The 23,616-nt window shown below is 68.5% G+C and carries 19 protein-coding genes and 2 tRNA genes; 3 read left to right on the forward strand and 18 right to left on the reverse strand.

Features of this window, described 5'->3' with window-relative positions:
• Nucleotides 1-62: 62 nt before the first annotated feature.
• From STRBO_RS0132860 to STRBO_RS0132910, 11 genes are all read right to left on the reverse strand, one after another.
• Nucleotides 63-1,592, reverse strand: a complete 1,530-nt coding sequence (locus STRBO_RS0132860; protein WP_005479345.1) for a CYTH and CHAD domain-containing protein — start codon at nucleotides 1,590-1,592, stop codon at nucleotides 63-65.
• Nucleotides 1,593-1,681: 89 nt separating this feature from the next.
• Nucleotides 1,682-2,878, reverse strand: a complete 1,197-nt coding sequence (rodA, locus tag STRBO_RS0132865) for a rod shape-determining protein RodA (RefSeq protein WP_005479346.1) — start codon at nucleotides 2,876-2,878, stop codon at nucleotides 1,682-1,684.
• Nucleotides 2,875-5,250, reverse strand: a complete 2,376-nt coding sequence (gene mrdA / locus STRBO_RS0132870; protein WP_005479347.1) for a penicillin-binding protein 2 — start codon at nucleotides 5,248-5,250, stop codon at nucleotides 2,875-2,877. Before mrdA ends, rodA begins: the two co-directional genes overlap by 4 nt.
• A gap of 16 nt (nucleotides 5,251-5,266) precedes the next feature.
• Nucleotides 5,267-5,410: a hypothetical protein gene (locus STRBO_RS43570; protein WP_020115441.1), complete on the reverse strand. Its 144-nt coding sequence runs from the start codon at nucleotides 5,408-5,410 to the stop codon at nucleotides 5,267-5,269.
• A 62-nt stretch (nucleotides 5,411-5,472) separates the two neighbouring features.
• A complete protein-coding gene (gene mreD, locus STRBO_RS0132880) occupies nucleotides 5,473-6,144 on the reverse strand; it encodes a rod shape-determining protein MreD (protein WP_005479348.1) in 672 nt (223 codons plus the stop codon).
• A 28-nt stretch (nucleotides 6,145-6,172) separates the two neighbouring features.
• Entirely contained in the window at nucleotides 6,173-7,126 is a 954-nt protein-coding gene (gene mreC / locus STRBO_RS0132885; RefSeq protein ID WP_020115442.1) for a rod shape-determining protein MreC, read from the reverse strand.
• A gap of 174 nt (nucleotides 7,127-7,300) precedes the next feature.
• Nucleotides 7,301-8,320, reverse strand: a complete 1,020-nt coding sequence (locus STRBO_RS0132890) for a rod shape-determining protein (protein WP_005479350.1) — start codon at nucleotides 8,318-8,320, stop codon at nucleotides 7,301-7,303.
• 370 nt (nucleotides 8,321-8,690) lie between these two features.
• On the reverse strand, nucleotides 8,691-9,104 hold the full coding sequence (gene ndk / locus STRBO_RS0132895) for a nucleoside-diphosphate kinase (RefSeq protein WP_005479351.1): 414 nt from the start codon (nucleotides 9,102-9,104) through the stop codon (nucleotides 8,691-8,693).
• Between the two features lie 130 nt (nucleotides 9,105-9,234).
• Nucleotides 9,235-9,594 (reverse strand): DUF4233 domain-containing protein, encoded by a 360-nt coding sequence (locus STRBO_RS0132900; RefSeq protein ID WP_005479353.1) that lies wholly within the window; start codon nucleotides 9,592-9,594, stop codon nucleotides 9,235-9,237.
• An 8-nt stretch (nucleotides 9,595-9,602) separates the two neighbouring features.
• Complete coding sequence (gene folC / locus STRBO_RS0132905) at nucleotides 9,603-11,111, reverse strand: bifunctional tetrahydrofolate synthase/dihydrofolate synthase (protein WP_005479354.1); 1,509 nt, start codon at nucleotides 11,109-11,111, stop codon at nucleotides 9,603-9,605.
• A gap of 217 nt (nucleotides 11,112-11,328) precedes the next feature.
• Nucleotides 11,329-13,986, reverse strand: a complete 2,658-nt coding sequence (locus STRBO_RS0132910; protein ID WP_005479356.1) for a valine--tRNA ligase — start codon at nucleotides 13,984-13,986, stop codon at nucleotides 11,329-11,331.
• A gap of 137 nt (nucleotides 13,987-14,123) precedes the next feature.
• Here STRBO_RS0132910 and STRBO_RS0132915 point away from each other — a divergent pair, with 137 nt between their 5' ends.
• Nucleotides 14,124-15,086 (forward strand): hypothetical protein, encoded by a 963-nt coding sequence (locus tag STRBO_RS0132915; RefSeq protein WP_005479358.1) that lies wholly within the window; start codon nucleotides 14,124-14,126, stop codon nucleotides 15,084-15,086.
• Between the two features lie 468 nt (nucleotides 15,087-15,554).
• On the opposite strand, the gene clpX is transcribed toward STRBO_RS0132915, so the two are convergent.
• The 5 genes from clpX to STRBO_RS0132940 all read right to left on the reverse strand — a co-directional run bounded on the left by clpX (nucleotide 15,555) and on the right by STRBO_RS0132940 (nucleotide 20,498).
• Complete coding sequence (gene clpX, locus STRBO_RS0132920; RefSeq protein ID WP_005479362.1) at nucleotides 15,555-16,841, reverse strand: ATP-dependent Clp protease ATP-binding subunit ClpX; 1,287 nt, start codon at nucleotides 16,839-16,841, stop codon at nucleotides 15,555-15,557.
• Between the two features lie 203 nt (nucleotides 16,842-17,044).
• Nucleotides 17,045-17,725: an ATP-dependent Clp protease proteolytic subunit gene (locus STRBO_RS0132925; RefSeq protein WP_005479363.1), complete on the reverse strand. Its 681-nt coding sequence runs from the start codon at nucleotides 17,723-17,725 to the stop codon at nucleotides 17,045-17,047.
• A 79-nt stretch (nucleotides 17,726-17,804) separates the two neighbouring features.
• Entirely contained in the window at nucleotides 17,805-18,419 is a 615-nt protein-coding gene (locus STRBO_RS0132930) for an ATP-dependent Clp protease proteolytic subunit (protein ID WP_028796973.1), read from the reverse strand.
• A 404-nt stretch (nucleotides 18,420-18,823) separates the two neighbouring features.
• On the reverse strand, nucleotides 18,824-20,224 hold the full coding sequence (gene tig, locus STRBO_RS0132935; protein WP_005479365.1) for a trigger factor: 1,401 nt from the start codon (nucleotides 20,222-20,224) through the stop codon (nucleotides 18,824-18,826).
• Nucleotides 20,225-20,421: 197 nt separating this feature from the next.
• Nucleotides 20,422-20,498 (reverse strand) — tRNA-Pro (locus STRBO_RS0132940).
• Between the two features lie 177 nt (nucleotides 20,499-20,675).
• Between STRBO_RS0132940 and STRBO_RS0132945 the strand changes: the two genes are divergently transcribed.
• Nucleotides 20,676-20,749 (forward strand) — tRNA-Gly (locus tag STRBO_RS0132945).
• A 154-nt stretch (nucleotides 20,750-20,903) separates the two neighbouring features.
• Here the strand turns inward: STRBO_RS0132945 and STRBO_RS0132950 are convergent.
• On the reverse strand, nucleotides 20,904-21,098 hold the full coding sequence (locus STRBO_RS0132950) for a hypothetical protein (RefSeq protein ID WP_028796974.1): 195 nt from the start codon (nucleotides 21,096-21,098) through the stop codon (nucleotides 20,904-20,906).
• Between the two features lie 576 nt (nucleotides 21,099-21,674).
• On the opposite strand from STRBO_RS0132950, the gene STRBO_RS0132955 reads away from it, so the two are divergent.
• Nucleotides 21,675-22,877, forward strand: coding sequence for an acyltransferase family protein (locus tag STRBO_RS0132955; protein ID WP_005479367.1), 1,203 nt, complete (start codon nucleotides 21,675-21,677; stop codon nucleotides 22,875-22,877).
• Between the two features lie 45 nt (nucleotides 22,878-22,922).
• On the opposite strand, the gene STRBO_RS0132960 is transcribed toward STRBO_RS0132955, so the two are convergent.
• Nucleotides 22,923-23,408, reverse strand: coding sequence for an HD domain-containing protein (locus tag STRBO_RS0132960; RefSeq protein ID WP_005479369.1), 486 nt, complete (start codon nucleotides 23,406-23,408; stop codon nucleotides 22,923-22,925).
• Nucleotides 23,409-23,616: the final 208 nt, after the last annotated feature.

Consider the following 23,616-nt stretch of genomic DNA (forward strand, 5'->3'; position numbering starts at 1 on the left):
CCGGAGACACCCCTCGCACGCCCGTTTACCGCTGGACCGGCGGACGGCCGGAGCGCCCGACCTCAGAAGGGCATGTCCGCGCTGACCTTCGCCCACGTCTTCGGCAGCGCCTCCTCCGCCAGCTCCGCCCGCCGTTCCTCCCTGCCGTACAGCAGTCCGTACGTGAAGGCGCTCTCCCCCGGTGCCGCGTGGGCCTGGTGGGCGAGGTCGCGCAGGGCCTGGCGGGCCATCACGCTGTCCTGGTGGTCGCCGAGGAGGCTCTGCAGGGACTTCATGTCCTTGACGAGTGCCTTGGCCGGCTTGCCCAGCAAGGGGTGCGCCGCCTCGGCCGCGTACCGGGTGCGCTTGGTCTTCTTGCGGGCCTCGTGCATGGCGAGGTCGCGGTCCGCGCCGGACGGCTGTGCCAGGGCCTCCTCCACCAGGGCCGCCACCTTGGCGAAGTCCTTCCTGACCGCCTTGATGATCACTTTCTCGGGATCGCCCTCGGCGGCCGCGAGCAGCGGCGGGTCCGCGATCACGGCGTCGACGGACTCCAGCAGCTCCAGATACCGCTCTCCGTCCAGTGCCTCGATCAGTTCGCTCCGGGGGCCGGTACGACCGTCCTTCCCCGACCAGGCGCGCAGCCGTGCGTGGACCGGGCCCGTCACCAGGCTCTCGGGGAGGTCGTCCAGCGCCTCGGTGAGCCGTTCCGTCAGAACCTCGTGGTCTCGGTCGACGCCCAGCTCCCCCGCGAGCCACTTCAGCTCCTCGCCGATCGGGTCCGTGACGGTCCGGTCGAGCACCTTCCCGAACGACTTGAAGGTGCTGCGCAGTCGGCGGGTGGCGACCCGCATGCTGTGGACGGAGTCGAAGACGTCCCGGCGGACGGCGGGATCGAGCTCGACGATCGCGTCACGCTGGGCGCGAACGTAGGCGAGAACATGATCCCCGGGGGTGACGGGCTCGCCCGGAGCCGCCGCCCCAGCCTTCTTCCGGTTCTTCCTTCCGCCCTTCTTCGGTGCCGTCTCCTGCAGGGCCCTAGCCAGTTTCGAGGGCGAGTCCGAGGGCCGTACACCGGCCTTGCGCAGCTTCTTGTCGACCTTGTCGAGGAAGGCGGGGTCGCCGTCGTCGGCGAGTTCCACCTCGATCTCGGACCACTGGGCGGTCCGGCCGTCCTCGGTGAGCCGCTCGGCGACCACGGCGTCGACGCTGACCTCGGCGAGGAGGGCGCCGTTCGCGTCGAGGAGTTCACTGACGTCGCGTGTGGAGAGGAGGCGGACCAGCGGGACCAGTTCGGCTCCCCTGACCCGGGAGCGCACGAGTCCCTTGAGTTCGTGCGGCAGCGTGTCGGACAGCGGGGCCCGGATCTCGTCCCGTACACCCGCCGAGACGGGGAGCTTCAGATGCCAGCCGGCGTCGCTGCCTCCCGTGCGGCGGCGCAGGGTGATGGAGGCGGCGGCCAGGCGTTCGTCGGGGGTGTCGTAGTAGACGGCGTCCAGCTCCGCCACACCCTTGTCTATGACGGTCGCGACCCCGGCCACGCCGGTGAGATCAGGCAGGCCGCTCTCGTCGGACTCGTACTTCCGCTCGATTTCACGCTTGGTGTCCGCCATGAAATGAATCTAGTCCTACTTCAGGCAAAGGGGCAGACCACCATGTTCCGACAGAGCGCGGAAGCCTGCCCCCGGAGGCGGCGCGGAGTCTAGGCGGACATCGGCCGCTCCACCCGGATGGACTGCAGCAGTCCCACCGCCACCCACACCGCGAACATCGACGATCCGCCGTACGACACGAAGGGCAGGGGCAGTCCCGCCACCGGCATGATGCCGAGGGTCATTCCGATGTTCTCGAAGGCCTGGAAGGCGAACCAGGCGATGATGCCGCCGGCGACGATCGTGCCGTACAGCTCGGTGGTCTCGCGGGCGATGCGGCACGCGCGCCACAGGACGACACCGAGCAGCAGGATGATCAGTCCGGCGCCCACGAACCCGAGTTCCTCCCCCGCCACGGTGAAGACGAAGTCGGTCTGCTGCTCGGGCACGAACTGTCCGGTGGTCTGCGAGCCCTTGAACAGGCCGGTGCCGAGCAGTCCGCCGGAGCCGATGGCGATACGGGCTTGGTTGGTGTTGTAGCCGACGCCCGCGGGATCGAGTTCGGGGTTGGCGAAGGCGGCGAAGCGGTTGATCTGGTACTCGTCGAGCACGCCGAGCTGCCAGACGGCGATCGCGCCCATCGCGCCCGTGCCGATGAGGCCGAGGACCCACCGGTTGGACGCGCCGGAGGTGAGCAGGACGCCCAGCACGATGACCACCATGACCATGACCGAGCCCAGGTCGGGCATCAGCAGGACGATCAGTATCGGCACGGCGGCGAGGCCGAGGGCCTGCACGACCGTGCGGTGGTCGGGGTGGGCCTTGTCGCCCGCGTCCACCCGGGCAGCCAGCAGCATCGCCATGCCCAGGATGATCGTGATCTTCACGAACTCGGAGGGCTGGAGCGAGAAGCCGCCGCCGATGACGATCCACGCGTGGGCGCCGTTGATCGTCGCGCCCAGCGGTGTCAGCACCAGCAGGATCAACAGGACCGAGATGCCGTACAGGATCGGTACGGCCGTGCGCAGGGTGCGGTGTCCCAGCCAGACCGTGCCGATCATCAGGGCGAAGCCGATGCCGGTGTTGAGCAGGTGCCGGAGGAGGAAGTAGTACGGGTCGCCCTGGTTGAGTTCGGTGCGGTTGCGGGTGGCCGAGTAGACGAGGGCGGCGCCGATCAGGGAGAGCGCGATGGCCGAGAACAGTATCGGCCAGTCGAGCCGGCGGGCGAGCGAGTCACGGGCGAACAGCCGGGTCCAGCCGGAGCGTTCGGGCCCGTACCCGGAGACGGAGAAACTGTTGCCGGTCATACGGACGTCCTCCGCGTGAGCGCTCCGCCGGGGGTGCCGAGATACGCCGTCGTCGATCGGCTTCGACATCGCCGTGGCCGGTCGCGCGGTTCCCCGCGCCCCTTCGGGGCGGCCCCGCAGCCGGTACGCCGTCGCGCCGCCCGGTTGCCGCTGCCACCGCGCGTGCTGACGATCGCCGGCGGGCCGTCGAAGGACACCGGCTGGGCGAGCGGCCCGGCGGCGACGGTCTGGGCGCCGTCCTCGGCGGCGTCCTTCTCGGTCTTCTTCGGCGGGTAGGTGCCGATCTTCGGGCTGTCGATGGAGCCGTCGGACTCGATCTTCGGCAGGCCCTTCTGCGGGGTGGGCAGCAGCGCCTTCCTCTTGTCGATCTCGCCGTCCTCGGAGACGCCGTACAGCGCGTTGTACAGCTTGCGCACGGCGGGGGCCGAGGCGCCGGAGCCCGTACCACCCTGGGAGATCGTCATGACGATCGAGTAGTCCTTGGTGTAGGTGGCGAACCAGGACGTCGTCTGCTTGCCATAGACCTCGGCCGTACCCGTCTTGGCGTGCATGGGGATCTTGTCCTGCGGCCAGCCCTGGAAGCGCCAGGCGGCCGTACCGCGGGTCGCGACTCCTTCGAGGGCTTCGTCTATCTCGTCGTGGGTCTTCTTCGTCATCGGCAGCTTGCCGTGCGACTTGGGGGCGATCTCCTGCACACGCTTGCCGTCGGCGCTGATGACGGCCTTGCCGACGGTGGGGTCGTAGAGGGTGCCGCCGTTGGCGATGGCCGCGTAGATGGTGGCCATCTGGATGGGGGTGACGAGGGTGTCGCCCTGGCCGATGGAGTAGTTGACGGAGTCACCGGCGCGCATGCGGTTGCCTTCGAGGCAGTTCTCGTACGCGATCTGCTCGGCGTACGAGCCGCCCTTCTTGCCGTACTTGCACCAGGCGTCCTTGTTGGCCTTCCAGTAGTCCAGCTTCCACTTGCGGTCCGGGATGCGGCCGGTGACCTCGTTGGGCAGGTCGATGCCGGTCTCGGCGCCGAGGCCGAACTGGTGGGCGGTCTTGTAGAACCAGTTGTTGGCGCCCTTCTTGGGCTTGATGCCTCCGTCGCGCTTCCACTCCTCGTGGGCGAGGCGGTAGAAGACGGTGTCGCAGGACACCTCAAGCGCCTTGCCGAGGCTGATTCCGCCGTGGCTCTGGGACTCGAAGTTCTTGAAGACCTGGCCGCCGATCGAGTACGAACTGGAGCATTCGTAGGGGCCGTTGAAGGAGTAGCCGGCGTTGACCGCGGCGGCGGTCGGGACCACCTTGAAGATGGAGCCGGGGGCCGACTGGCCCTGGATCGCACGGTTCAGCAGCGGGTAGTTGGACTTCTTGCCGGTGAGTCTGGCGTAGTCCTTGGCGGAGATGCCGCCGACCCAGGCGTTCGGGTCGTAGTCCGGGTTGGAGGCCATGGCGACGACGCGGCCGGTCTTGGCCTCCATCACGACGACGGCACCGGAGTCGGCCTTGTAGTTCGTCCCGGTGTTGCGGTCGTTCTGCTTGCGGGCTTCCTTCATCGCCTCGTTGAGTTCGTACTCGGCGATGCGCTGCACGCGGGCGTCGACGCTGGTGACCAGGTTGGAGCCCGGCTGGGCGGGGTCGGCCTCGGCCTCCCCGATGACGCGGCCGAGGTTGTCGACCTCGTAGCGGGTGACGCCGGCCTTGCCGCGCAGCTCCTTGTCGTACTGCCGCTCCAGGCCGGAGCGGCCGACCTGGTCGGAGCGAAGATACGGCGAGTCGGTGTCCTGGGCCTTGGTGATCTCCTCGTCGGTGACCGGGGAGAGATAGCCGAGGACCTGCGAGGCCTTGGAGCCGCCGGGGCTGGCGTACCGGCGGACGGCCTGGGGCTCGGCGGTGATGCCGGGGAAGTCCTCGGAGCGCTCGCGGATCTGCAGGGCCTGCTTGGCGGTGGCCTCGTCGGTGATGGGGATGGGCTGGTAGGGCGAGCCGTTCCAGCAGGGCTGGGGGGTCTTGGAGTCGCAGAGGCGGACCTTGTCCATGACGTCCTGGGGCTTCATGTCCAGGACACCGGCGAGCTTGGTGAGGACGGCCTTGCCGTCGTCGTCCATCTTCAGCAGGTCGGTGCGGGAGGCGGAGACGACCAGCCGGGTCTCGTTGTCGGCGATGGGCACTCCGCGGGCGTCCAGGATCGAGCCGCGCACGGCGGGCTGGACGACCTGCTGGACGTGGTTGCCGGAGGCCTCCTTGGCGTAGGCGTCGCCTTCACGGATCTGGAGATACCAGAGGCGGCCGCCGAGGGTGCCGAGGAGGGAGAAGACGAGGATCTGGATGATGACGAGCCGGATCTGGACCCGTGGGGTCCGCCCGGTCTCCGGGATGTTGGTCACTGCCTGCCTCCCCCTCTCAGCGCGTGGACAGGTGGTGCGCGAACGGATGCTGCGCGTACGGACGCCGCTCGTACGGATGCTGCTCGTACGGATGCCGCTCGTACGGATGCTGCTCGTACGGATGCTGCTCGTACGGGTGGTGCGCGTGGTGCCGGTACATGGGGTACACCGCTCGGCGGTGATCGGTTCCCTCGTCCGTCCCGGGTGCCGGGTGCCCTGCCCTCACAGCCGCTTGACCCCCTTGATGCGCCCCGCCCTGGCCGCCCTTGAGCGCGCGGCCTTCATCCGCAGTCCTCCGCGCTGGCTGCCGATACGCAGCCCGGTGCCGGAGGAGAGCCAGCCGGAGGCGACGTCGGAGGTCTTGCCGCCGCCGCCCGTCTCGGCGAGCGGGTCGTTGTCGGCGCGGCGGGCGAGCGCCATGACGCCGGGTACGACGAAGGGTGCGAGCAGCAGGTCGTAGAGCGCGGCGGTGAACAGCAGGCTGGACAGCCCGACATGGCGGGCCGCGTCGTCGCCGACGAGGGCGCCGACTCCGGCGTACAGCAGGGTCGCGCCGAGCGCGGCGACGACGACCACGGCCATGGGGCCGGTCGCCGACTTCAGACGGCCCGTCTCGGGCTTCGCCAGGCCGGCGAGGTAGCCGATGACGCAGAGGACGAGGGCGTACCGCCCGGCCGCGTGGTCGGCGGGTGGCGCGAGGTCGGACAGCAGCCCGGCGCCGAAGCCGATGAGGGCGCCGCCGACATGGCCGTAGACCAGGGCGAGGCCGAGGACGGTGAGGAGCACCAGGTCCGGTACGGCGCCCGGGAGATGGAGTCTGGCGAGGACGCTCACCTGGATCACCAGGGCGACGATCACCAGGGTGGTGGAGAGCAGCATCCGGTTGAAGCGCATCAGGGGGTCAGCTCCTACTGTCCTACGTCTACTGCTCTTGCGGCTGTCCGTCGGCGCCTTCGGCGAGGTCGTCCGCGCCCGGGGTGACCGTCACCGTCACGGTCGGGGTGGGCGTGGCCTTCGGCCTGTTCGGCAGGACGGTGTCGCGCGGGTCCTTGCGGGGCGGCTGGACGACGACGCCGACGATGTCGAGCCGGGTGAAGGAGACGAACGGCTTGACGTAGATCGTGCGGGTGAGGTCGCCGCCGGAGGGGTCGACGCGGGAGACGAGGCCGACCGGGACGCCCGGCACGAACGGCTTGTCGGCCTGGGAGCCGAAGGTGACGAGGCGGTCGCCCGCCTTCACCTTGGCCTTGCCGTTGAGGAGTTCGACGCGCAGCGGACGGTCACCCTGGCCGGAGGCGAAACCGAGTTCGTCGGTGGACTCCATACGGGTGCCAACGGTGAAGTCGGGGTCGTTGGCCAGGAGCACGGTGGCGGTGTTCGGTCCGACGGTGGTGACGCGGCCGACGAGCCCGTCGCCGTTGAGGACGGTCATGTCGCGGGTGATGCCGTCGTCGCTGCCGATGTCGATGGTGACGGTCCAGGAGAAGCCCTGGGCCGCTCCTATGGCGATGACCTCGGCGCCCTTGATGCCGTACCGGCCGTTCGCCGCGGTCCTGAGGATCTTGTCGAGCTGCTTGCTCCGGCTGCGGTTGCGGTCGTCGCTGCCGAGGGACGCCTTCAGTTCGGCGTTCTCCTTCTCCAGCGCGGCGAGGCGGTCGTGGCGGGAACCGGAGTCACGGACGGCGCTTATGGCGTTGCCGATGGGGTCGACGGCGGTCGACACACCGTCCTCGATCGGGCCGAAGACGGTGGCGGCTCCACGTCGGGCACCGTCGACCGGTGAGTCCTCCCCGCCGCGGATGTCGACCGTGATCAGCGCGAACGCGACGGCGATCAGCAGCACCAGGAGCAGCCGGCTCTCTCGTGTGTCCCTCACGTGCGGCGGCCGTGCCTTCCTCATAGGAATTCGACAGGAATGGGGGAATTCGGGTAGCCCCTGGGAATCCCGAGACGGGAACGACAGGGGCGCTTTGTCGGAGCTTATGCCTCGATATCAACGATCCGCCGCACAAGAAGAGAACGTCCCGTACGGCGGAATCGAAGTGTTACTTCATCTGCGGGGCTGGGCGTCGAGCACCTGCTGCAACGCCTCGAACTCCTCGACGCACTTGCCGGAGCCGAGCGCCACGCTGTCCAGCGGGTCCTCGGCGATGTGGATCGGCATTCCGGTCTCCCTGCGCAGCCGCTCGTCGAGACCCCTCAGCAGGGCGCCACCACCGGTCAGGACGATGCCGCGGTCCATGATGTCGCCGGAGAGTTCCGGCGGGCACTTGTCGAGGGTCGTCTTGACGGCGTCGACGATGGCGTTGACGGGTTCCTCGATCGCTTTCCGCACTTCACCCGCGGAGATGACGACGGTCTTGGGCAGCCCGGACACCAGGTCCCGGCCTCGGATTTCGGTGTGCTCGTCAGCGTCGAGGTCGTACGCCGAACCGATCGTGATCTTGATCTGTTCGGCCGTCCGCTCACCGAGAAGGAGTGAGTACTCCTTCTTGATGTGCTGGATGATCGCGTTGTCCAACTCGTCGCCCGCGACGCGGATGGACTGGGCGGTGACGATGCCGCCGAGGGAGATGACCGCGACCTCCGTGGTGCCGCCGCCGATGTCCACCACCATGTTGCCCGTGGCCTCGTGGACCGGCAGGCCGGAGCCGATGGCCGCGGCCATGGGCTCCTCGATGATGTGCACCTGACGGGCGCCCGCCTGGGAGGACGCCTCGATGACGGCGCGGCGCTCGACACCGGTGATGCCGGACGGCACGCAGACGACGACCCTGGGACGGGCGAGATACCGCCGCTTGTGGATCTTCAGGATGAAGTAGCGGAGCATCCGCTCGGTGATCTCGAAGTCGGCGATGACACCGTCCTTCAGCGGACGTACGGCAACGATGTTGCCGGGCGTCCGCCCGATCATCTTCTTGGCCTCCGCGCCGACCGCGAGAATTCCACCGGTGTTGGTGTTGATCGCGACGACGGACGGCTCGTTCAGTACGATCCCGCGACCCCTGACGTACACCAGCGTGTTGGCGGTCCCGAGGTCGACAGCCATGTCACGGCCGATGAACGACATTGAGTTCCCCATCAGGATTCGTGTGGCCTTCCCACGTGGAGCGCTGACGGCTTTTGAGAGCTTTTCAGGCTTTTCGGGTCGGCGAAGTGGGTGCTGTGACGTGAAGGCTTACATCGTAGTCTCGCCCGCACGAACACTGCGCGAGGGTCTTCGCCATTGTGGGCATGCGATGCGTCGCCTCGCCTCTGGAGACGATCCATCGGGGGTGCACGTTCCCCCGATCGCCGCGCATATGCCGTTGTACGGCCGTATTTCGCGCGGGACGGCTGGTCAGCCGGTGTAGGCCGGGTGGGTGGTGGCCGAGTGTCGCGAGAAGAGTAAGGGCGGCGGGGACGGGACGGATCACCGGCCCCCGCCAGCGCGCAGGTCGCTACGCGCGCCCGGGGAAGAAGATCTTCACCTCGCGCTCGGCGGACTCCTCCGAGTCCGACGCGTGGATCAGGTTCTCCCGCACGATCACGCCGTAGTCGCCCCGGATGGAACCGGGCTGAGCGGCGATCGGGTCGGTCGGGCCGGCCAGCGCCCGCACCCCTTCGATGACACGCTCGCCCTCGACGATCAGCGCGACGACCGGCCCGGAGGCCATGAACGCGACGAGCGGCTCGTAGAACGGCTTGCCCTTGTGCTCGCCGTAGTGCTGCTCCAGCGTGTCCTGGTCCAGGGTCCGCTGCTCCAGCGCGGTGATCTGCCAGCCGGCCTTCCGCTCGATACGGCTGATGATCTCGCCGGTCAGGCCACGCCGGACGGCGTCGGGCTTGAGCAGGACGAGGGTGCGCTGGCTCACGGTGGTGACTCCTTCAATTCACACGGGTGCGGAGCTCAGAGGCTACAGGGCGCCTCCGCCCCGGCGTTACGCAGCGTCAGGAGGGGCCGGACCCGGGCCTCTGCCCGGCTCCGACCGGCTCGGACCCGGCTCAGGAGGCTCCGGCGCCGGCCTCGGTGGCCGCCTGGGCCGCGAACCGGGCCTTCGCCTCGTCGACCTTCCGCCCGTAGTGGACCGACGCCCACCACAGGGCGGCGAAGACCGCGCCCATGAAGAACATGGTCGGGACGAAGAAACCGGAGAGGATCAGCGCGATCTGCAGGGCCCAGCCGAGCTGGACGCCGCCGGGCCGGGTGACGAGGCCGCACAGCAGGACGCACAGGAACATGGCGACGCCGCTGACCGTCCAGACCGTCGACATGGCCAGCTCGGGATCCTTCATGGCGACCAGACCCGCGAAGCCGATCACGAAGAACTCGCCGATCAGGGTCGAAGCACAGAGGGTACGCATCGTGGAAATCAGCCCTTCCCCAGCAGCAGCCGGGCCTCGCCGACGGTGATGACGGAACCGGTGACGAGGACGCCACCGCCCGCGAACTCGCCCTCCTCCTCGGCGAGCGTGATCGCCGCCTCCAGGGCATCGGGCAGCCTCGGCTCGACCTGCACCCGCTCCTCCCCGAACACCTCGACCGCGATCCCGGCCAGTTCGTCGGCGTCCATCGCCCGGTGGCTGGTGTTCTGCGTGATCACGACCTCGGCGAAGATCGGCTCGAAGGCCTCCAGGAGACCCCGTACGTCCTTCTCGCCGCTGGCGCCGACCACACCGATGAGCCGGCTGAAGTCGAACGCCTCGCCGACCGCCTCGGCCGTGGCCCGCGCGCCCGCCGGGTTGTGGGCGGCGTCGAGCACGACGGTCGGGGACCGGCGTACGACTTCGAGGCGTCCCGGTGAGGAGACCGACGCGAACGCCTTGCGGACCGTGTCCAGGTCGAGGGGTTCCGGGCGCTGCGAGCCGACACCGAAGAACGCCTCGACCGCGGCGAGGGCCACGGCCGCGTTGTGCGCCTGGTACGGGCCGTGCAGCGGGAGATAGACCTCGGGGTACTCGCCGCCGAGGCCGCGCAGGGTCAGCATCTGCCCGCCGACCGCGACCTGCCGCCCGACGACACCGAACTCCAGGCCCTCCCGGGCCACCGTCGCGTCGACCTCCACGGCCTTCTTCAGCATCACCTGCGCCGCGTCCACCGACTGCTGCGCCAGGATCACGGTCGCGTCCTGCTTGACGATCCCGGCCTTCTCCAGGGCGATCTCGGCGGGGGTCGTCCCGAGCCGGTCGGTGTGGTCGAGGTCGATGGGGGTGACGACGGCCACGTCCCCGTCGATGACGTTGGTGGCGTCCCAGGTGCCGCCCATCCCGACCTCGACGACGGCCACGTCCACGGGCGCGTCCGCGAAGGCGGCGTACGCCATGCCGGTCAGCACCTCGAAGAAGGACAGCCGGTACTCCTGCTGGGAGTCGACCATCTCGATGTACGGCTTGACGTCCTCGTACGTCTCGATGAACCGCTCGGCGGAGATCGGGGCGCCGTCGAGGCTGATGCGCTCGGTGATCGACTGCACGTGCGGGGAGGTGTACCGGCCGGTGCGCAGCTCGAAGGCGCCGAGGAGGGCCTCGATCATGCGGGCGGTGGAGGTCTTGCCGTTGGTGCCGGTGATGTGGATGGAGGGGTACGACCGCTGCGGCTCGCCCAGGACGTCCATCAGCGCGGCGATCCGAGTGACCGAGGGCTCCAGCTTGGTCTCGCCCCAGCGGGTCGCGAGGTCGGTCTCGACCTCGCGCAGTGCCTTGTCGAGGGCCGGGTCGGTGGGGCGGGACGGGACGTCGTCCTGCGATGCGCCGCTCCGGGTGCGCAGGGTGCGGCTGCCGGCCTCGATCACCGCGAGGTCGGGATCCCTGTCGGTCTCCGCGGCGATGATCTCCTCGAACGGGTCGATCGGGTCGGGCTGCGTGTCACTGCGTTCGCTCACGGGGTCAGTCTACGGGTGGGGCTACGCCGGTTCCTGGGGTGCCCGCGAGCTCGGGAGTGCCCGTTGCGGGGCAGTCGCGGGTGGTGTGTGGCTGGTCGCGCGGTTCCCGCGCCCCTTGAAGACCGGCGGCTCCCAGTTGCCCCTTCCGCCTGCGGACAGCAGGCGAAGGCCCCCGGTGCCTGAGCAGCACCGGGGGCCTTCGCCTGCCTGCGAACGGCTATGCCTGCGGCAGCCGGTCCAGCTGCGCGGCGATGCGGGCGATGTCCTCGTCCGCCTTCGCCAGGCGCCCGCGGATCTTGTCCACCACGTTGTCCGGGGCCTTGGCGAGGAACGCCTCGTTGCCGAGCTTGGCGGTGGCCTGGGCCTTCTCCTTCTCGGCCGCCGCGAGGTCCTTCGCGAGGCGCTTGCGCTCGGCGGCGACGTCGATGACGCCGGAGAGGTCGAGCGCGACCTCGGCGCCCGCCACCGGCAGGGTCGCGGTCGCCGAGAAGCCCTCGCCCTCGGGCTGGAGGCGCAGGAGCTGACGGATCGCGGCCTCGTGCGGTGCCAGGGCCGTACCGTCGAGCGTGAGGCGGGCCGGGACGCGCTGGCCGGGCTGGAGGCCCTGGTCGGCACGGAAGCGCCGGACCTCGGTGACGACCTGCTGGACCAGCTCGATCTCGCGCTCGGCGGCGTCGTCGCGGAAGCCGCCCGGTGCGTCGGCGCCGGGAACGGACACGGCCTTGGGCCACTCGGCGATGACCAGGGACTCGCCGCCGGTCAGCGTCGTCCACAGGGTGTCCGTGACGAACGGGACGACCGGGTGGAGGAGACGCAGCGTGACGTCCAGGACCTCGCCCAGGACGCGCTGGCTGACCTCGGCCGCCACACCGCCCGCCTGGAACGTCGTCTTGGACAGCTCGACGTACCAGTCGAAGACCTCGTCCCACGCGAAGTGGAACAGGGCGTCGCTGAGCTTGGCGAACTGGAAGTCCTCGTAGTACGCGTCGACCTGCGCGACCGTCTCGCCCAGACGGGCGAGGATCCAGCGGTCGGTCGCCGAGAGCTTCGACGCCTCCGGGAGCGGGCCCTGGACCGTCGCGCCGTTCATCAGCGCGAAGCGGGTGGCGTTCCAGATCTTGTTGGCGAAGTTGCGGGAAGCCTGGACCCAGTCCTCGCCGATCGGGACGTCGGTGCCCGGGTTGGCGCCGCGCGCGAGGGTGAAGCGGAGCGCGTCGGAACCGTACTTGTCCATCCAGTCGAGCGGGTCGACGACGTTGCCGAAGGACTTCGACATCTTCTTGCCGCGCTCGTCGCGGACCAGGCCGGTCAGCGCGATGGTCTTGAACGGGACCTCGCCGTCCATGGCGTAGAGGCCGAACATCATCATCCGGGCGACCCAGAAGAAGATGATGTCGTGGCCGGTGAGCAGGACGTCGGTGGAGTAGAACTTCCGCAGGTCCTCGGTCTGTTCGGGCCAGCCGAGCGTGGAGAACGGCCACAGGCCGGAGGAGAACCAGGTGTCCAGGACGTCGGTGTCCTGGGTCCAGCCCTCGGCCTCCGTGCCGGGCGGCTGCTCGTCGGGGCCGACGCAGACCGTCTCGCCGTCGGGGCCGTACCAGACCGGGATGCGGTGGCCCCACCACAGCTGGCGCGAGATGCACCAGTCGTACATGTTGTCGACCCAGTCGAAGTAGCGCTTCGACATGTCCTCGGGGTGGATCTTGACCCGGCCGTCACGGACGGCGTCACCGGCCGCCTTGGCCAGGGGGCCGACCTTGACCCACCACTGCATGGACAGCCGCGGCTCGACCGTGGTCTTGCAGCGCGAGCAGTGGCCGACGGAGTGGGTGTACGGGCGCTTCTCGGCGACGATGCGGCCCTGCGAGCGCAGCGCGCCGACGACGGCCGAGCGGGCCTCGAAGCGGTCCTGGCCGAGGAAGGGGCCGTGGACGGTGATGACACCGTGCTCGTCCATGATCGTCATGGACGGCAGGTCGTGGCGCTGGCCGATCGCGAAGTCGTTCGGGTCGTGGGCGGGGGTCACCTTGACCGCGCCCGTGCCGAACTCGGGGTCGACGTGGGTGTCCGCGACGACCGGGATGCTGCGGTCGGTCAGCGGCAGCTTGATCAGCTTGCCGATGAGGTGCCGGTACCGCTCGTCGTCAGGGTGGACGGCGACGGCGGTGTCGCCGAGCATCGTCTCGGCGCGGGTGGTGGCGACGACGACGGAGTCCTCTCCCTCGCCGTACCGGATGGAGACCAACTCGCCGGCGTCCTCCTGGTGCTCGACCTCGATGTCGGAGATCGCGGTGAGACAGCGGGGACACCAGTTGATGATGCGCTCGGCGCGGTAGATCAACTCGTCGTCGTAGAGCCGCTTGAAGATGGTCTGGACGGCCTTGGACAGTCCTTCGTCCATGGTGAACCGCTCACGGTCCCAGTCGACGCCGTCGCCCAGTCGTCGCATCTGGCCGAGGATCTTGCCGCCGTACTCCTCCTTCCACTGCCAGACCCGCTCGACGAACTCCTCGCGTCCCAAGTCGTGGCGGGACTTGCCCTCTTCGGCGAGCTGCTGCTCGACCTTGTTCTGCGTGGCGATGCCGGCGTGGTCCATGCCGGGGAGCCACAGCGACTCGTACCCCTGCATGCGCTTACGCCGGGTCAGGGCGTCCATGAGGGTGTGCTGGAAGGCGTGCCCGAGGTGCAGGCTGCCGGTGACGTTCGGCGGCGGGATGACGATGGTGTACGCGGGCTTGTCACTCTTGGCGTCGGCCGCGAAGTAACCACGCTCTACCCAGCGCTCGTACAGCGCCCCCTCTACATCGGCCGGCGCGTACTGGGTCGGCAGATCGGTGGCGGGCGCTGGAGGCTGCTGCTGAGCGTTCTCGGTCACCCGCTCAGTTTAGGGGTGTCACGGGGCGGTCCCGAAACCCGATTCTTCCGTAACGGTGTGGCCCCCGGTGCGTGGGACCCATCGAGTTTGCGCCAGGATGTCAGGAACACATAAGCATCTGGAGGGGAACCCAGAACATGAGCTACAACCAGCCGGGCCCGTACGGCGGGCAGCCCCAGCAGCCCGGACCGTACGGCCAGCCGGGCGGCCAGCCCGGCCCCTACGGCCAGCAGCCGCCGCAGGCCGCCCCCCAGCCCGGCTACGGCTACCCGCAGCAGGCCCCTCCGCAGCAGCAGGGCTACGGGTACCCCCAGCAGGCCCCCCAGGGCGTCCCGCCCCAGACCCCGCCCTACGGCCAGCCGCAGGCCCCGTACGGCCAGCAGCCCTACCCGACCGTCCCCCAGCCGCCGGTCCCCTCGGGCGGCGGCGGCAGGAAGGTCGGCATCATCCTGGGCGCGGTCGCCGTGGTGGCGGCGGTGGCGGTGGGCGCGTACTTCGTCCTCGGCGGGAGCGGGAGCGGGGGCGCGGACATCGCGGACGACGGCCCGCACAAGCTGACCACGCCGGCGACGGTGCTCGGGGACTACAAGAAGTCCGGCGACTCCGGCGACGAGATGACCGACGAGGAGCTGAAGAAGGCCGAGGCCTTCGGCATCAAGAGCCCCAAGGATGTCAGCGCCAACTACCAGTCGGGGGACGAGAGCAATCCCCTGGCCGGAAAGATGATCACCTACGGCGGCGTCTACGGCGAGATCGAGGACCCGGAGAAGGCGGTCGACAGCTTCCTCGCCATGCAGAAGGAAGAGGCCACGAAGAACGACATCACCTTCGTCGGCAATGCGGAGGAGTACACACCGGACTCGCTCGACGGCGCCGTCATGAAGTGCCAGAAGGCGAAGGGGAAGCTGGACGAGGGTGACACGACGAGCGGCGGACCGAGCGAGATGAACCTGGTCTACTGCGTCTGGGGCGACCACAGCACTCTCGGTTTCGTGATGCCCATGGAGTACGCGGATCTCGCGGCGGGCAAGTCGACGGACCCGAACGAGGCCGCCGAGACCGCCGCCAAGCTCCGCAAGGAAGTCCGAGTGAAGATCTGACTGGCCATGCGCAGTTGAAGGGGCGGCCCGAGATCGGGCCGCCCCTCTTCGTCGCACGCTCTCTACGAGATCTGCAGCGAATCAGGTCTCTTCAACAGATCAGGCCAACGTACAAGCCCTGTTCGCATGCCCAGGCCGAACGCCTACGTCCTGGAGCTTGACTATGCAGACTGGATTGAACCCGATGACACTGTGGTAACCGCAAGCACTGGTCACAACAGGCCCGACCCTGTATCCCTTGTCCTTGAGGTACTCCACGCAATCGAACGCGTCAGCGTGTGCCGTACCAGCCGTCGCCACCGGCACAACTACTGCAGCCGCAACCACACTCAAGGCCGCGAAAAGATCACGTGAACGGGGCATGACACCATGCTCGATCAAGGCTTGGCTTGATCAGGACTGCGAACGACCAGAAGGGGGCGCCCAACAAGACTTGTTGGGCGCCCCCTTCTGTGTTCCCGCCGGCTACTACGCCGTCTTCTGCTCCCCCGGTCCCCGCCCCCGCGCGTCCCGCGGGATCAGGGTCGGGTTGACGTTGGAGCGGACCACGTCGGCGTTGATGACGACCCGGGCTACGTCCTTGCGGGACGGGACCTCGTACATGACCGACATCAGGACTTCCTCCATGATGGCGCGCAGGCCGCGGGCGCCGGTCTGGCGGAGGATGGCCTGGTCGGCGATGGCTTCGAGGGCCTCGCGCTCGAAGTCCAGCTCCACGCCGTCGAGTTCGAAGAGGCGCTGGTACTGCTTCACCAGCGCGTTGCGGGGCTCGATGAGGATCTGGAGCAGCGCCTCGCGGTCCAGGTTGTGGACCGAGGTGATGACGGGCAGACGGCCGATGAACTCCGGGATCATGCCGAACTTGACCAGGTCCTCCGGCATGACGGCCTCGAACTGGTCCTTGGACTCCAGCTCGCGCTTGGAGCGGATCGTCGCGCCGAAGCCGATGCCCTTGGCGCCGGCCCGGGACTCGATGATCTTCTCCAGCCCGGAGAAGGCACCGCCCACGATGAACAGGACGTTCGTCGTGTCGATCTGGATGAACTCCTGGTGGGGGTGCTTGCGGCCGCCTTGGGGCGGAACCGACGCCGTGGTGCCCTCCAGGATCTTCAACAGGGCCTGCTGAACGCCCTCGCCCGACACGTCACGCGTGATGGAAGGGTTTTCACTCTTCCTCGCGACCTTGTCGATCTCGTCGATGTAGATGATCCCGGTCTCGGCCTTCTTGACGTCGTAGTCGGCCGCCTGGATGAGCTTCAGCAGGATGTTCTCGACGTCCTCGCCGACGTACCCCGCCTCCGTCAGCGCCGTCGCGTCCGCGATCGCGAACGGGACGTTCAGCATGCGCGCGAGGGTCTGGGCCAGGAGCGTCTTGCCCGAGCCCGTGGGGCCCAGCAGCAGGATGTTGGACTTCGCCAGCTCGATGGCGTCCTCGCGGCTCTGCCCGCCGCCGTTCTCCCCGGCCTGGACGCGCTTGTAGTGGTTGTACACAGCCACGGAGAGCGCCTTCTTGGCCGCCTCCTGACCGACCACGTAGCCCTCGAGGAACTCGTAGATCTCCCGGGGCTTCGGGAGTTCCTCCCAGCGGACCTCGCTGGTCTCCGCGAGTTCTTCCTCGATGATCTCGTTGCAGAGGTCGATGCACTCGTCGCAGATGTACACACCGGGCCCTGCGATGAGCTTCTTGACCTGCTTCTGGCTCTTGCCGCAGAACGAGCACTTGAGCAGATCGCCGCCGTCACCGATGCGTGCCACGGTGTGCTTCCCCTTCGCCTGGGAGTCGACTGGACGATTGAAATCCAGCGGCTCCTGGTGCTGCCTTATGTCGACGGTACCTTGCCGGGCCCCTCGTTCGGGCCCCCCTTGGCAGGGTTCGCTTTGACGTGCACCTTGTCGTGCACTGGGTCAAATGGTGCCAACCATGCCAAGGGGCGGCAGACGATACATCCTTTTCGCGGTCAGCGGACGCTGTCGTTGTTCATCTTGCGCGTGGAGATGATCTGGTCGATCAGGCCGTACGCCAGCGCGTCCTCGGCCGTGAGGATCTTGTCGCGCTCGATGTCCTCGCGGATCTTCTCGATCGGCGTGGTGGAGTGCTTGGCCAGCATGTCCTCCAGCTGGGCCCGCATCCGGAGGATCTCGTTGGCGGCGATCTCCAGGTCGGAGACCTGACCGCGGCCCGTCTCGCTGTACGGCTGGTGGATCAGCACGCGGGCGTTCGGCAGCGCCATGCGCTTGCCCGGCGTACCGGCGGCGAGCAGGATCGCGGCGGCGGAGGCCGCCTGGCCCATGCAGACCGTCTGGATGTCGGGCTTCACGAACTGCATCGTGTCGTAGATCGCGGTGAGCGCCGTGAAGGAGCCGCCGGGGCTGTTGATGTAGACGGAGATGTCCCGGTCGGGGTCCATCGACTCCAGGCACAGCAGCTGCGCCATGACGTCGTTGGCGGAGGCGTCGTCGATCTGCACCCCGAGGAAGATCACCCGCTCCTCGAAGAGCTTCGCGTACGGGTCGTACTCACGGATGCCCTGCGAGGTGCGCTCGACGAAGCGCGGGATCACGTAACGGGACTCGGCCGTCGGGCCCGTGTACTGGGAGCGTGGGCCGTCGAAGAGGCCGCTGCCGGGGAAGTCGTTCACTGTGGTCTCCTGGGAGCCTGAGAGGGGCTGAGGCGGTCGGCTGGGGGCTTTGCGGGGGTGGAGGTGTCGGCGGACGCCGTCACTCCTGCCCGGCCCCGGTGCCGCCGCCGCCCGGCATACCGGCGGCCGTGGGGATCACGTCGTCGATGAGGCCGTACTCCTTGGCCTCGAAGGCGTCGAACCAGCGGTCACGGTCCGAGTCACGGGTCACCTGCTCGACGGTCTGACCCGTGTGCTGGGAGGTGAGCTCCGCCATACGCTTCTTGGTGTGCAGCAGCCGCTCGGCGTGGATCTTGATGTCCGACGCCGAACCGGCCAGGCCGGCCGAGGGCTGGTGGATCAGGATCTCGGCGTTCGGCAGCGCGAAGCGCTTGCCGGGGGTGCCCGCGCTGAGCAGGAACTGGCCCATCGAGGCCGCGAGACCCATGGCGATCGTCACGACGTCGTTCTTGATGAACTGCATGGTGTCGTAAATAGCCATGCCGGCCGTGATGGAGCCGCCGGGGCTGTTGATGTAGAGGTAGATGTCCTTGTCGGGGTCCGCGGCAAGGAGCAGCAGCTGTGCGGTGATCTTGTTGGCAATGTCGTCGTCGACCGGCTGGCCGAGGAAGATGATCCGCTCGCCAAGCAGCCGGTTGTAGACCTGGTCGCCGAGGCCACCGCCGATGGAAGGCTCTCCGGCGGCGTAGGGCATCAGATTCGTCACGTATCCACCTGCTCGTCTTACGACGGCGCCGGGCCGTCTTCACGTTTCCCTTCCGGGGGCCGAGCCGTTCACCGACAGCCCAGCCCTCGTCTTCATGGACCCTAACGCGGTGGCTCCGCCGGTGAATCCCGCAAAGGGAACTGTTCGCTGTCAGCGCATGCGTCCGCGCTCCGCTGGTTGGGCGGGTGCCAGGTGCCCCCGGCCCCGAAAGGGGCGCGGGGAACTGCGCGACCGGCCAGAGACAAGCCGCAGACGCGTCTGCCGCGCGAGGCGCATCGGCGGGTGCGGCTCGCAGAGGGCTGGTCGCGCAGTTCCCCGCGCCCCTGAGAGACACCAGGGCCCCCGGGTCACAAGTGTCCCGGGGGCCCATCACGGTGTCACGAGCGGAGCGGTCAGGCCTCGGGGGCCTTCTCCTCGGCCTCGGCCGCGGCCGGGGTCTCCTCGGCGGACTCGGCGGAGGCCTCCGTGGTCTCCTCGTCCTCGTCGTCGTCCAGGTCGACGACCTCGCCGTTGGTGTCCTTCACGGTGGAGGACTCCACGACCAGGGCCAGGGCCTTGCCACGGGCGACCTCGCCGACGAGGAGCTGGACCTGGTTGTTCTGGACGACCGCCTGGGCGAACTCGTCCGGGGACATGCCGGAGGAGGCGGCGCGGCGCATGAGGTGCTCGGTGAGCTCCTCCTGGTTGACGTTCAGCTTCTCCTTGGCGACCAGCTCGTCGAGGACGAACTGGGTCTTGATGCCCTTGACGGCCGCTTCCTTGGTCTCGGCGTCGAACTCCTCGACCGTCTTGCCCTGGATCTCGAGGTACTTCTCGAGGTCGAGGCCCATCTGGCCGAGCTGGTGGTGCTCCAGGTTGTGCTTGCGGGTGTTGATCTCGTCCTCGAGCAGCTTCTCGGGGACGGGCACCTCGACGATCTCCAGCAGCTTCTCCAGGACACGCTCCTGGGCCTGCGTGGCCTGGTCGTACTGCTTCATGTTCTCCAGGCGCTTGCGGCTGTCCGCCCGCAGCTCCTCGAGGGTGTCGAACTCGGAGGCGAGCTGGGCGAACTCGTCGTCCAGGGCCGGGAGTTCACGGGCGGCGACCTGGGTGACCTTGACGGTGACCTCGGCCTCCTTGCCGGCCGCCGAGCCGCCCTTCAGCTCGGAGGCGAAGGTGGTCTCGCCACCGGCCTCCAGGCCCTTCACGGCGTCGTCGATGCCGTCCAGCAGCTCTCCGGAGCCGATCGTGTAGGAGACGCCCTCGGCGACGCCGTCCTCCAGGATCTCGCCGTCGACCTTGGCCTCCAGGTCGATCGTCACGACGTCGCCGTCCTCGGCGGCACGCTCGACCGGGGAGGTGGAGGCGAAGCGCTCGCGCAGCTGCTCGACCGCCTTCTCGATGTCCTCCTCGGTGACCTCGACGGCGTCGACCTCGACCTCGATGCCGGAGTAGTCCGGGATCTCGATGGCCGGGCGGACGTCCACCTCGGCGGTGAAGTTCAGCGTCTCGCCGTCCTTCAGCTCGGTGATGTCGACCTCGGGCTGGCCCAGGACATTGAGCTCGGCCTCGTTGACCGCGTCCGTGTAGAACTTCGGGAGCGCGTCGTTGACCGCCTCCTCCAGAACCGCACCGCGGCCGAACCGCTGGTCGATGACGCGGGCCGGGATCTTGCCCTTGCGGAAGCCCTTCACCGTGACCTGCTGGTTGATCTTCTTGTACGCCGCGTCGAGGCTGTCCTTGAGCTCCTCGAAGGGCACCTCGATGCTGAGCCGAACCCGGGTCGGGTTCAGGGTCTCCACGGCGCTCTTCACGGTTCGGTCTCCTTGGGGGCTGACTTCTTGGGGTTCTGCTGACCTTCCCACCGGGTCGGCGGGGGGTTCGGCGGATTCGCGGCCGTTGAGAGACGTGAGAGTGCAGACACACGGGCGCGCAGCTTGCATAGTAACCGCAGGCGGTACACGCCCCAAAAGGCGATCTTGCCGGTGGCGGGCGCGCCCTGTCGGCACGGTGGTCGGGGTGGCGGGATTTGAACCCACGGCCTTCCGCTCCCAAAGCGGACGCGCTACCAAGCTGCGCCACACCCCGTCTGGTGCGACACGTAGGGTACATGCCCGCAGGCCATGGGGTTGCCCCATTTACCGAGTACGCGGGCGCGTGCGACGGCGGACGACAGGCACGGCCCGGAAGGGGTGTGCGGCGGTGGCGCCCGACCCGCTACGATGCCTTCAGTGCCGCGGTCGCCCGACCTGCGGCGCGAGCTGTGCGGGCGTAGCTCAATGGTAGAGCCCTAGTCTTCCAAACTAGCTACGCGGGTTCGATTCCCGTCGCCCGCTCCAACGGCCTCCGGCCCGGTTCGAGGGATTCCCTCGAACCGGGCCGGAGGTCTTTTGTCGCCTCGCGGTCCGTCGGCCGACCGCTCCGCGGTCGCACGGTGCGCGTCCGCCGTCGCACGCGCATGCGCGGTGCGCACGGTGTGTGTTCGGACGGTCACTAGAACTGGATCGAGTTGATCGTGTCCGCTATCGAGTTCAGGAAGCGCTGGATGTCGTCGGCCATGCCCGTCGAGGCGAGGAAGAAGCCGAAGAGGATCGCGACGACGGCCGGCCCGGCCTTGATCGTCCCTCCCCGCATCAGCACTACCAGGACGATCCCCAGCAAGAGCACCACTGACAGCGAAATGGCCACACAGATCACACCCTCGGTCGGTCCGCACCCGGCCCGGGGCGCCGACCCCACGCGCACCCCGCCAGAACCATCGTGCCACCAACGGGGCCGTCATATGCAGCAGGTGAGGCAACGTCGGTCACGGCACCGCACGCGCGCCACCTCCGCCCCCGGCCAACGGGAGCGTGCCGGGAGTGAATTCGGGATGATCGTTTCCGTGCACACACAACCCGTGCGCAGGTAATTCGAATTGTTGCCACAGACACATCAAGAGGCTGGACCAGGACGGTAATTAACCGGACATTTCACCGGAGTCGCCTGCGCACGTTATGCACCATTTAGTCGGGATGAATGCGGACAGAACGCCAGATGGCAACCGCCGTTCGGTGTACACACGGTGACGCTCTACCCGGTCATGACTTCACGAATCCGGGGTACGCGTGAGGCGCACGTACCCCTCAATACAGGATTCACGTGGATGGTTTTACGTGATCGCACAGACAACGCTAGGGTGCCTCAGATGTTCACCGCTGCCTCGTCCCCCGCTTGCGCAGCGAGTGCTCGGACCGTCTTCCGGAGTTTCCGGCGGGAGGGTCTGTGACGAACTCGCTGCGACCGCACGGCCGGTCCGGGACGCCGCTCCCGCCGGCACAGTCACCACAGCCGTCCGCCGACGGAGTGCCGAGTCCGCGCTCGCTGAAGTCCTCGTCCCCCCACCCGGCGCCGAGTGGCGCCTCCCCGGAGGCCAGACCGGCCAAACAACGTGACGCGTTCTTCGACAACGCCAAGTACCTCGCCATCGTGCTCGTGGCGATGGGGCACGCGTGGGAGCCGCTCACCGACCACAGCCGCGCCGCCGAGGCGCTTTACATGGTCGTGTACACGTTTCACATGCCGGCGTTCATCGTCATCTCCGGCTACTTCTCGCGCAGTTTCGACATGCGCCCCGACCGGCTCCGCCGACTGGTCACCGGCATAGCCGTGCCGTACGTCCTCTTCGAGATCGCCTACTCCTTCTTCAAGCGGTGGGGCGACGACGACCCCTCCCACCCGATCAGTCTGCTCGACCCCTGGTACCTCACCTGGTTCCTGATCGCGCTGTTCGTGTGGCGGCTGACGACGCCGCTGTGGAAGGTCGTGCGCTGGCCGGTCCCGGTGGCGCTCGCCATCGCGGCGCTCGCCTCCGTCTCCCCCGACATCGGGGACGACCTGGACCTGCAACGCGTCCTGCAGTTCCTTCCGTTCTTCGTCGTCGGTCTCTTCATGAAGCCCGCGCACTTCCAGTTCATGCGGCGCCGTGAGGTGCGGATCCTGTCCCTGCCGGTGGCCGGGAGCGCGCTGGCCATGGCGTACTGGCTGGGCCCGGACATGAACTCGGCCTGGTTCTACCACCGTGACAGCGCGCAGGAGCTGGGTGCGCCGTGGTGGGCCGGGATCGTCATGACCTTCGCGCTGTTCGGCTGCTCCATGGTGCTCACCACGTGCTTCTTCGCCTGGGTGCCCCGGCGCAAGATGTGGTTCACCGTCCTGGGCGCGGGCACGCTGTACGGCTACCTGCTGCACGGGTTCCTCGCGAAGGGCTCGCGCTTCTGGGACTGGTACGACACCAACGCGTGGGTGTACCAGCCGCTCGGCGAGCTGTTCGCCACCTTCTTCGCGGCGGCCGTCATCACCGTGCTGTGCACACCGCCGGTGCAGCGGATGTTCCGGTTCGCCATGGAGCCGAAGATGGAGTGGGCGTTCAAGCGGGACGCCACCGAGCTGGCCCGTGAGCGTGGGAAGGCCGGCGCCAGGTCGTAGATACCCGGGTTCCGTTCCCGGCCCCGGTGCCGGGTTCCTTCGCCCTCAGTTGTTCCCCGTGGCCTCCTCGGCCGCCGGTTCGTCCGGCAGGCCGAGGAGGTTTCGCATGTGGGCGTACTTGTGGGTCAGGCGGGCGCGGGTGGGTTCGTCCAGGACGGCGAGGCGGGCCGGGTTCGCGTTGTGGGCGAGGTCCGACTGCTTGACGAGGAGGGCGCCCGGGGTGTCGAGGATGCGGGCGGCGTAGGCCTCCGGTCGTTCGCCCGCGCGCTTGGTCAGGGCCCGCACGATGGCCTTCGTGCGGGCGGTCAGGGGGGCCTCGGTGAGCCAGGTCTCGGTGAGGGCGTCGTCCTCGATGGCGTCGTGCAGCCAGGCCGCGGCGATCTGGTCCTCGTCGCCGCCTCGTGCCGTGACGCCGTCCGCCACGGCCTGGAGGTGCTCGGTGTAGGGGTGGCCGGCCTTGTCCGTCTGGGTGGCGTGGGCGGTTCTGGCCAGGGTTTCGACTTCGGGGAGGGAGAGAGGGGTCGGGGGCATCGGGTACCTGGCTCCTTCGAGTGGCGGGGAGGCGAGTGGGTGTGGTGGGTGGCGGATGGGTGTGGCGGGAGGCGAGTGGGTGTGGCGGGAGGCGAGTGGGTGCGGCGGGTGGGTGCGGCGGGTGGCGGTCCGGATGTCGCCCCCGCCGCCCCTACCCGTCCCATCCTCAAGGGGCTGCGCCCCTTTTACCCCCGTTTGCGGGACCGGT

It is taken from the genome of Streptomyces bottropensis ATCC 25435, assembly GCF_000383595.1.
Taxonomy (GTDB): domain Bacteria; phylum Actinomycetota; class Actinomycetes; order Streptomycetales; family Streptomycetaceae; genus Streptomyces; species Streptomyces bottropensis.